The organism is Protofrankia symbiont of Coriaria myrtifolia (assembly GCF_900634755.1).
Classification (GTDB): domain Bacteria; phylum Actinomycetota; class Actinomycetes; order Frankiales; family Frankiaceae; genus Protofrankia; species Protofrankia coriariae.
Genome location: NZ_CAAAFS010000354.1, coordinates 1 through 9363 on the forward strand (window position 1 = coordinate 1; position 9363 = coordinate 9363).

Below are 9363 nucleotides of genomic sequence, written 5' to 3' on the forward strand. Positions count from 1 at the left end.
TCTACTAGGACGCCGGCCGCCTCCAGCGTGGCCGCTCCGGCAGTGCGGTCACTGCACGTGGTTACTCCAGTAGTGCGTCGAGCTGGTCGCGGAACCATTTGCGCGGGGGGAGCCTGCCGGCGACAGCGGCGAGCCGGGCGCACCGGTCACGGCGCTCGTCGGCGGCCATCAGCAGCGCGGTGTGCAGCGCCCGGGCGGTCGCGCTCACGTCGAACGGGTTGACCACCAGCGCGTCGTCGGCCATCTCCACGCATGCCCCGGCCTCGCGGGAGAGCACCAGGGCCGCGCCGGGCCGGGAGAGCACCGCGCCTTCCTTCGCGACCAGGTTCATACCGTCCCTGATCGGGTTCACCACCAGCACCTCGGCCAGCGACAGTGCCGCCAGTGACCGTGGGTAGTCATCGTTGACCTCAAGCCGGACGGGCAGCCAGGTCGCGGTCGCAAACTCGTCCTCGATCTCCGCCACGATCCGCTGCACGGCAGCCGTGTACTCGCGGTATTCGGGAAGATCGTGACGGGACGGATAGGCGCACACGATGTGCACCACCCGACCTTGCCACTGTGGGTAGTCACGCAGGAGCTCCCGATAGGCGTCCAGGCCACGGACGATGTTCTTCGACAGTTCGGTCCGGTCCACCCGCACGATCACTCGCCGGCCCGCGGCGAGCTCGCGTATCTCGGTGGCACGGGCGGCCACATCCTGTCCGGACGCGCGTTTGAGCAGCCAGTCACCGTCGACTCCGAGCGGATGGACGCCGATCCGGACGACGCGGCCGCGGTAGCGCAGCCACGATCCGTCCGCACCGCCCATCCCGTCATGACGCCGGCCAGCATCGTCACGGCGGCCCGCGGCGGCCAGCATGCCGTCGAGGTGGCGTGCGCCATCCGTCTCGCTGCCGGAGCGACGCGCGTCGTCACCGACGCGACGCGGGCCGGCACTGTCACGACCAACCTCGGCGTCGGCGTCGGCGTCGGCCGCGAGCTCGACGTCGGCGGGAAGCAGCGCCTTGGCACATCGGCAGAACGCCTCCGCCCACCCGGGGGTGAGGAAGCCGAGCCGGTCGGCACCGAGCATGCCCTGGATGACCGCGCGGGCGACGTCGTCCGGCAGTATGCGGAAATACTCCGGCGGTGCCCACGGTGTGTGACTGAAATGGGCGATCCGCAGGTCCGGACGCAGGTTGCGCAGTTGCGCGGGCACCAGCGTCAGGTGGTAGTCCTGGATCAGGACGGCCGCGCCCGGCGCCGCCTCACGGGCCAGCGCCTCGGCGAACATCGCATTGTAGATCTCATACGCCTGCCAGTCGCGTTGGAAGGCCGCGTCGAAGGAGGGCTGGGACGCCGGCGCGTAGAGCAGGTGCAGAACGAACCACAACGTACGGTTGGCGACCGCGTTGTAGGCCCGGTCGAACACGACCCTGTCCACGTCGAGCATGTGGACGGCCGCACCCCCGGTGTCGTGACCGGCAAGATCCAGACGGCCGTCCGGCGTCGAGCGGGTGGCCCGCCGGTCGGCTTCGCTGAGCGCCGCGCACACCCAGACCAGTCCACCGCCAGCCCCGCCGGCAGAGTTGGAATCGCCGGCAGAGTCGGCCCCGCCGGCAGAGCGGGCCGGGCCAGCCGATCCGATGTCGCCGCTGGCGACCGCGTGCAGGCCGCTGACCAGCCCACCGCCACCACGGCGCACGACAAGCGACCCGTCGTCACCCGTCGCGAACGCCACCGGGCCGCGGTTGGAGGCGACAAGCACTCGGGCGGCCCCTCCACCGGCCACAGGACGCGGCGTTTCGTCGACCGACCGGACGTGACGCATCCTGCGAAGAGTAGTACCTCGGCAGACGGCCGCACGGCCGTCACTCAGGCCGCGGTACACCGATGCGTGCGGCCAGGCCACCGATGCGTGCGGCCAGGCCGTTGTCGGGGAATACTCGAGGGCCTGCGAGCGGTGCTGCCCGGCCCGTGCCGTGTGGGCACCCGCCTGACAGCACCCGCCTCACGGAGCTGTCGCTGGTCGGCATCCGATGACGGGTGGACGGCTGTTGTCATGTCGTAGCAACTACGGATTTGGCAACTTGTCGCCTGAAGTCGCATGAAGAGTCAATTGGGTAAGATTGTCTCTTACACCGTGTACCTGCCCAGCGACAACAACCGTACCGCCTTTTTTGATCTTTGTGGACATCGTGCCGCGGGGCATCGGTGACACTGTGACCACAGCCCTCCGGCCGGCCACGCAACACTCGCAGTCGACCGCGGCGCATCCCTCGACCAGCAGAAGGTCCGGACGGCGAGGAAGCCACATCCCTCGCGACCCACTCCTGGCAGGGTTACTGGCGGGACTACCCGGGCTTGTCGGCACCTGTCTGGTCGTAGCTACGGCCGGACGACTCGCGCTGCGCGACGGGGTTGAGCCACCGACCAGATGGCTGGGTCTGCTCGCCCCAGTTCGGCTCGACCGGGCGTCGACACTGCCCGCCTTCATGATCATCGGGGTTGTGCTGGCTCTGGGCGCCTGGTTGTGCCTGTGCCTGCTGGCGAGCCGAGGCAGGGTCTCACTGCGCGGTACGGTGATCATCCTGGCCATGTGGTTCATACCTGCCGCCGCGGGGCCGCCGATCCTGAGCCTGGACGTCTACAGCTACATCGCGCAGGCAGCGATGCTCGGCTCGGGCCTCGACCCCTACCGCAGTGGCCCGATCGTCCTGGGTGACCATCCGGGCCTGCTGGCGAGCGATCCTGTCTGGCGGACGTCCAGAGCTCCGTATGGCCCGCTGGCTCTCGGTCTGTTGAAGGCTGCCTACGCGCTGTCCGGTGACAGCGTGCTGACCTCGGTTGTCATCCTGCGCATCACGGCGTTCACCGGTGTCGTCGTCATCGTGACGTGCGTAGCGCTGGCAGCGGATCCGCAACGGCGGCCGCTGGCTGTCGCCGTGGCCGCGAGCCCAATAATAATTATGCAGTTGTTGGGGGCCGTCCACCTCGAAGCGGTCATGGTTGCCCTGCTCACCGCCGGACTGCTGGCCGCCAGGGCACGACATCCGGCGCTGGCCCTGGTACTGCTCACCGCGGCAGCCGCGGTGAAGTGGCCCGCGGCATTCGCGATCGTAGCGGTGATCGCATGGCACGCCGTGCGGCCCTCGCCCGACCGGACCGGTGAATCCGGGTGGGCCCACCCGCCCCGACGGGCCCGCCTGTTCCGACGGACTTACCTGTTCCGACGGACCTACCCGTCGCAGTGCAACGGCGTGCGGTCGGTGGCGCGGGATACCGCTGTGGTGGCCGTGTCCGGGCTGTTCCTCGTGCTGCTGGTTCCGGACGGGCTGGGATGGTTACGTTCAGTGTTCACTCCGGCGGCAGGTCTCACCCTCTACGCACCGACGGTCGGCCTTGCCGACGCGCTCACCAGACTGGGCGACATCACCAACGCAAGGATCGAGTTCGCCGAGGCGCTGGGCGTGACCCGCACGGCCGGCATCGTGCTGACCGCGGCGGTGATGCTCCGGCTGCTGGCGACCATACGCGGGCGGGACATCACCGCCACTGTCGGCTGGGGGCTGCTGACGCTGTCGGCGCTCGGTCCCGTCCTGTATCCGTGGTATCTGACCTGGGGGCTGCTGCCCCTGGCCATGGCCATGAACCGCCAACGTCTGGCTGTCGTCGTCACCGTGTCCGCGATCGGCGCGTTTCTCGCGCTGCCGCACTGCGAGCTGCTCTTCGCCGGTCTGCCCGGCGCCGCCCCGTGGTTGCAACGCCAGGCGCCGGCCATCGCGATCAGTACGCTCGCCCTCGTATCGATCTCTGCGGCCGCCCTCGTCCGCCACAGCAACGGCTGGTCCGGCGCGGCAACCATCGAACGCTGACACCGCCGACCCGCGCCGACACCGATGACCTGTTCAGCCGATGTGGCCCTGTTCAGCCGGTGTCGCAAGAAGCAGGGGCAGGAAGCAGGGGGCAGAAGGTAGTGACCGGACGAACATGGCGGACGGCCTGTCCAGGTCCGCGGGAGCGCACCGCCAGGCGCCGCTGTCGGGCCGGGAGGCGGGATCGGGTCGGGAGACGCTGCTGGGCCAGGGTGGCAGCCGCGGGGTCGCTCGGGGCCGCGCTTCTCGTGCTGATCGTCCTGCTTGCGCTCGGGACCAGGATCGACCTGGCGGTCTACCGGCTGGGTGGCAGCGCGTTCCTGCACAATCTGCCGCTGTACGACCAGGTGATGCCTGGGACGGGCCTGCCCTTCACCTATCCGCCGTTCGCCGCCATCCTGTTCGGTCCGTTCGCCGTCCTGCCGAAAACCGCCGCGCAGGCTGTGTGGGGGATCATCCTGCTAGCCTGCCTGGCCGAGCTCACCCGCCAGGTGCTGACAGCGGCACGCCTGGACGGGCTCATGACCCGGCCGCTGCCACTGACCGCCGTCGCCGCGGGCGTCCTGCTCATGGAGCCGGTCCGGAGCAATCTCGCATACGGTCAGATCAACATCCCGCTGATCCTGATGATCATTCTCGATCTGTGCCGCCGCACCGGGCCCCTGCCCCACGGTGCGCTGATCGGCGCTGCCGGGGCGGTGAAACTCACCCCGCTGATCTTCATCCCGTACCTCCTGTGCACAGGGCGACGACGCGACGCCGGTGTCGCCGCTGCCACGTTCACCGCATGCTCAGCCGCGGCCATGCTCATCGCGCCGTCGGATTCGACGCGCTTCTGGACGCGGCTCGCACTCGACCCCACACATGTCGGCGGGATCGCGTACGCCGGCAACCAGTCGGTCACCGGTGTGCTGACCCGGGTCACCAGACATCCCGTGCACGACGCGGCCTGGTACCGCGTGGTCGTGCTGAGCATCGCCATCGCGGGCCTCGCGGTGGCGATGGCGGCCGGCCGGCGGAACGAACCGTTGTCCGGCTGGTCGGCCTGTGGCATCACCGGCCTGCTCGTGTCACCGATCTCCTGGACGCACCACTGGCTGTGGGTGCTGCCGGCGCTGGCCACACTGGCAGGTCCACGACGGCCGCGTGGGGGGCGTCTCGCGGCGCTGGGCGGCTTCACACTGCTCGTCCTCTCCCCGCTGTGGTGGTTACCCAACGAGGACGACCGCGAATACCGGTGGCACGGCTGGCAGCTCGTGATCGGGAACTCCTACGTAATCGCAGCCGTCCTCTTTCTCCTCGTGATCGGCGTCCACGTGTTCCGCCCGCATGCTCCTGCCGGGCGGCACGGGGGTCAGACGGCGGCGGGCCGCGGCGTGGGCAGAACCGAACGCACCGCGCTCACCCACCCGGCGCCGAGGGTGCCGTCCTCCACGATGACGTTGTCGTAACCGGGCAGCAGATCGATCAGGTCCGTGTGGTGCAGCGCGTTCGCGACAAGGTGCATGCGGCCGACGTGGTCGGCCATGACCAGGTCGCTGGCGGAGTCCCCGATCGCAATCGCCTGCTCCGGGCGCAGCCCCCGGCGGGCCAGGTCGAAGGCCACCGCGGCCCCCTTGCTGACCCCGTCGGGCACCAGGTGGTAGACGTGCGGAACATCGTCCAGATCTGGCATGGTGGCCCGCGCGATGATGCCGTTGTCGCGCATGGTCAACCATCCATAACCTTCCGCGGCAAGCCACGCGTCGGCCGCGACCACGTCGATGTTGCCCCGCAGCATGATGTCGATCTCACGGCCACGGATCCAGGAGCGGTGCGCCTCCAGGCGTCCCGGATACTGGGCGACCAGCGCCGTGACCAGCTCGTCGGGTATCCGGTCGAACGTCTCGGGCATGGCTCCGCGCAGGATCTGGCTGCTGTGCCCGTGGTCCCAGCCGACGATGGCACCGAGTTCGGCGATGAAACCGTCCGCCCCGAAGATCGAGGCAGCCTCCGTGAGCTGAGGCCGGGTCCGTCCGCTGACCAGGACCAGCGCGATGCCGGCCCGGTGCAGATCGATCAGGGCGTGCGCCGGGTCCAGGGTGACGGAGTGATCTTCGCTGCGGAAGAAGCATCCGTGTGGCCCCACCATGGTCCCGTCGAGATCGGTATAGACGACCCGGACACTCATCGGTGCTGTCCTCCTGTTCACGCTGTTCGCGCTCTTCATGACGTTCGCGCTCTTCATGACGTTCACGCTGTTCGTGGCGTTCGTGGCGGCTGGACGTTCGTGGCACGTGGGACGGGGCGGGCGTTTCGTGGGGCCGTGCCGCGCCACGGTGTCGGGGCTGTCACCTGGTGCAGGCCACCTGTCCGGGACAGCCCGTACCCTGCCCACGGCGGCCCGTCTGGCGCGGCAGGGCCACGGTCAGCCGCTTTCCACCGGACCGTGGTACAGCCGGGCGTAGCGGGCGGCGTACTCCGGAATCGTGATCATAGGCGGCCGCTCCCGCACCGCCACCTGATGGGTACGCGGCTCCAGCCCGCTGTCACCGCGCCCGAACTGGGTCAGCGTCCCGCTGAGAGAGTCGGTGTGGACGCCCAGCCTGGTCCACGCCGCATGGATGATCTCCGCAGCCATCCGTCCAAGGGCCTCGTCGGACTGGTGACGGTGGACCTTACGGCCGACCTCGACCTGAGCGAGGGCGTCCACTCCCAGCAACGAGCACACGTCCACGACCTGGGCGAACTCGATGCCGTAGCCGGAGACGAACGGCAGTTGTTCCAGCAGGGCCCGCCGGCCTGCGAACTCACCGGCCAGCGGCTGCACCAGCCCGGCGAGCTGTGGCCAGTGCAGGTTGAGCAGGGGGCGCGCGACGAGTTCGGTGACCCGGCCGCCACCGCCGGGCAGCAGCCCCCCGGCCAGCGGCCGGTCGTAGGACGCCTTGACGTAGGACACCGCGCTCTCGGTCAGCAGCGGCCCGAGCAGCCCGGTGACCAGGCTCGCGTCGAAGTCCTCCAGGTCGGCGTCGACGAAGACCACGATGTCCCCGGACGTGGCGTACAGGGACTTCCACAGAGCCTCGCCCTTGCCCGCGACCCGCCCGTAGCCGGTGAGGATTCGCTCCTCGGCGAACACCGAGGCGCCCGCGGCGGCCGCCTCGGAGGCGGTCGCGTCGACCGACCCCGGATCGATGACAACGATCTCGTCGATGAGGGGGACCGCGACCACGAGATCGCGACGGACCGCCGAGACGATCGCGCCGACGGTGGCCGCCTCGTTCAACGCGGGCAGTACCACGCTGATCGGCTCTACCTTACGGGCCAGTAGTTCCCCTGGCGAGAAGTCCCGCCCGTAATACGTCCTATGCTCGAACCAACGGTATACGTCAGACCGCACACGGACTACAGTACGGACTGACAACCGCATACGGCTCATCCAGAGGGGCAGAGGGACCGGCCCAGTGAAGCCCCGGCAACCACCCGCATCAGTGCGTGGCAGGTGCTAATTCCGTCCCAGGACGCAACCGGCTCCTGGGAAAGATGAGGAGTTTCACAGATGACAGTCGCCCCCGAGCGCGTCACAACGATCAGCCCCGATGTCGTCAATCCCGCGGTTTCCCTGTCGTGTCGCCACTGTGGTGCCGCCTATCCGCTCTCCCCGACGCATGTCTGTATCGAGTGTTTCGCCCCGCTGGAGATTGCCTACGACGACTCCGCGCTGCGCCGGGTCACCCGGGAGTCCATCGAAGCCGGCCCCACCAGCCTGTGGCGCTATGTCGGGTTGTTGCCCGCCGGTCACGACCCCGCACGCAGGGTGTCCCTCGGGGCGGGCTGGACGCCGCTGCGCCCGGCCACCCGCCTCGCCGCCGAGCTCGGAATGCGGACACTGTGGGTCAAGGACGACACCGCGAACCCCACCCACTCGTTCAAGGACAGGGTCGTGTCGGTGGCGCTGTCGGCCGCGCGCGAGCACGGGTACACCACGGTCGCCTGCGCGTCCACCGGCAACCTGGCCCAGTCGGTGGCGGCGCACGCCGCGTCCGCCGGGCTGCGCTCGGTTGTGCTGATCCCGCACGATCTCGAGGACGGCAAGACCGTGTCGACCGCCGTCTACGGCGGCACGCTGGTCGCGATCGAGGGCAACTACGACGACGTCAACCGCCTGTGCAGTGAGCTCTCCGGTGAGTACGAGTGGGCGTTCGTCAACGTCAACGTGCGGCCGTTCTACGCTGAGGGCTCCAAGACGCTCGGCTACGAGGTCGCCGAACAGCTCGGCTGGCGGCTGCCGGAGCAGGTCGTGGTGCCGATCGCGTCCGGGTCGCTATTGACGAAGATCGACAAGGCGTTCGGTGAGCTCGGCCGGCTCGGTCTGGTGGAGCCGACCCCGTACCGGGTCTTCGGCGCGCAGGCCCAGGGCTGCAACCCGGTCGCGGCGGCCTTCGCCCGCGGGGTGGACACGGTCGCGCCGGTGAAGCCGTCCACCATCGCCAAGTCGCTGTCGATCGGCAACCCCGCGGACGGCCCGTACGCCCTTGACGTGGCCCGTCGCACCGGCGGCGCGATCACCGACGTCACCGACTCCGAGATCGTCGAGGGAATCCGCCTGCTGGCCCGGACCGAGGGCGTCTTCGGCGAGACCGCGGGCGGCGTCACCGTCGCCTGCCTGCGGCGGCTGCTGCGCGAGGGCCTGCTCGACCCCGACGCCGAGACCGTCATCTTCAACACCGGCGACGGCCTGAAGACCCTCGACCCACTGATCCCGACAGGCCGGCCGACCGCGACCATCCGCCCCTCCCTGAGCGCCTTCGAAGCCGCCGGCCTCGGCGACTGACCCCGATCGCCCGCCACGGCATCTTCCGACAACCTCAGCATCGCCGACATCTGCGTGGACAACGCAAACGGCGGCGTGGCCACCTGCCGCGCCGCCGTTCCGGCAGACCACTGAGAAGAAGCCCGTGTCGATCCATTCCGACAGCGGGCCAGTAAAGTCAAGATTGTGGACACCGAACCGGGAGACGGGAACTTCGTTCACTTTCGCCTGCGTGGGGGTCGCTTTGAACATGGCCGAGGCCTGCCGCTGACGGCAGCTTCCGAGCTCGCGGCCTACCAGGATCTGGTGGCGGCCACGGCACGGACCCTCTTCATGCGGGACAATCCACGCCGCCGGCGGCTGCCAAGAGGATTCTCCAGCCGTCTGGATCTTCGCCTTGTCCGGCTCGAAGGCGGCAGCGTCACCACCATGGTCGAACGAGTGACACCCGTGGGCCAACTGCCCCTCGACGACGAGTTCACCCGCACCCGGGACCTCATCAACGACGCAATTGTCGCGACGGCGAGCGGCGGAACGCTGCCCGACCTGTTCTCCGAACGGGTTCGATCGGCCTTCGGCCGCTTCGGGCAGACGCTGGAAAGCGATGAAAGAATCGAGCTGGGCTCCCCGGGGGGCGAACGTCGCATCAGCTATGACAGAGAGGTTCGCCGGCGTCTTCTCATCATGGGGACGAAATCCTACACCGAATCCGGA

The 9363-nt window shown here is 69.1% G+C and carries 7 protein-coding genes and 1 riboswitch; of the genes, 4 read left to right on the forward strand and 3 right to left on the reverse strand.

All coding sequences use genetic code 11. The features are described from left to right. Window positions 1–61: 61 nt before the first annotated feature. Window positions 62–1750: an alpha,alpha-trehalose-phosphate synthase (UDP-forming) gene (locus CM1CMNOD_RS20635; protein ID WP_013875527.1), complete on the reverse strand. Its 1689-nt coding sequence runs from the start codon at window positions 1748–1750 to the stop codon at window positions 62–64. Window positions 1751–2204: 454 nt separating this feature from the next. On the opposite strand from CM1CMNOD_RS20635, the gene mptB reads away from it, so the two are divergent. Further along, on the forward strand, window positions 2205–3857 hold the full coding sequence (gene mptB, locus CM1CMNOD_RS22030) for a polyprenol phosphomannose-dependent alpha 1,6 mannosyltransferase MptB (RefSeq protein ID WP_013875528.1): 1653 nt from the start codon (window positions 2205–2207) through the stop codon (window positions 3855–3857). Between the two features lie 212 nt (window positions 3858–4069). Further along, window positions 4070–5308 (forward strand): glycosyltransferase 87 family protein, encoded by a 1239-nt coding sequence (locus tag CM1CMNOD_RS22035; RefSeq protein ID WP_013875529.1) that lies wholly within the window; start codon window positions 4070–4072, stop codon window positions 5306–5308. On the opposite strand, the gene CM1CMNOD_RS20645 is transcribed toward CM1CMNOD_RS22035, so the two are convergent. Beyond that, window positions 5212–6027, reverse strand: a complete 816-nt coding sequence (locus CM1CMNOD_RS20645) for an HAD family hydrolase (RefSeq protein WP_013875530.1) — start codon at window positions 6025–6027, stop codon at window positions 5212–5214. The two genes, CM1CMNOD_RS22035 and CM1CMNOD_RS20645, sit on opposite strands and share 97 nt — an antisense overlap. Before the next feature lie 237 nt (window positions 6028–6264). After that, window positions 6265–7266 carry a glucosyl-3-phosphoglycerate synthase gene (locus tag CM1CMNOD_RS20650; protein ID WP_013875532.1) on the reverse strand — a complete coding sequence of 334 codons (1002 nt, stop codon included), beginning with the start codon at window positions 7264–7266 and terminating at the stop codon, window positions 6265–6267. A 2-nt stretch (window positions 7267–7268) separates the two neighbouring features. Further along, window positions 7269–7386: riboswitch (SAM riboswitch) on the forward strand. Window positions 7387–7395: 9 nt separating this feature from the next. Between CM1CMNOD_RS20650 and thrC the strand changes: the two genes are divergently transcribed. Both thrC and CM1CMNOD_RS20660 read left to right on the forward strand, forming a co-directional pair. Then, window positions 7396–8670, forward strand: a complete 1275-nt coding sequence (gene thrC, locus CM1CMNOD_RS20655) for a threonine synthase (protein ID WP_013875533.1) — start codon at window positions 7396–7398, stop codon at window positions 8668–8670. Between the two features lie 165 nt (window positions 8671–8835). After that, on the forward strand, window positions 8836–9363 hold a 528-nt coding region (locus CM1CMNOD_RS20660), incomplete at its 3' end, for a hypothetical protein (protein ID WP_207387513.1).

What these genes read in the sequence shown, in the direction of transcription:
- thrC (WP_013875533.1), top strand. Translation starts at nt 7,396, where the DNA reads ATGACAGTCGCCCCCGAGCGCGTCACAACGATCAGCCCCGATGTCGTC.
- CM1CMNOD_RS20650 (WP_013875532.1), bottom strand. Translation starts at nt 7,266, where the DNA reads ATGCGGTTGTCAGTCCGTACTGTAGTCCGTGTGCGGTCTGACGTATAC.
- CM1CMNOD_RS20645 (WP_013875530.1), bottom strand. Translation starts at nt 6,027, where the DNA reads ATGAGTGTCCGGGTCGTCTATACCGATCTCGACGGGACCATGGTGGGG.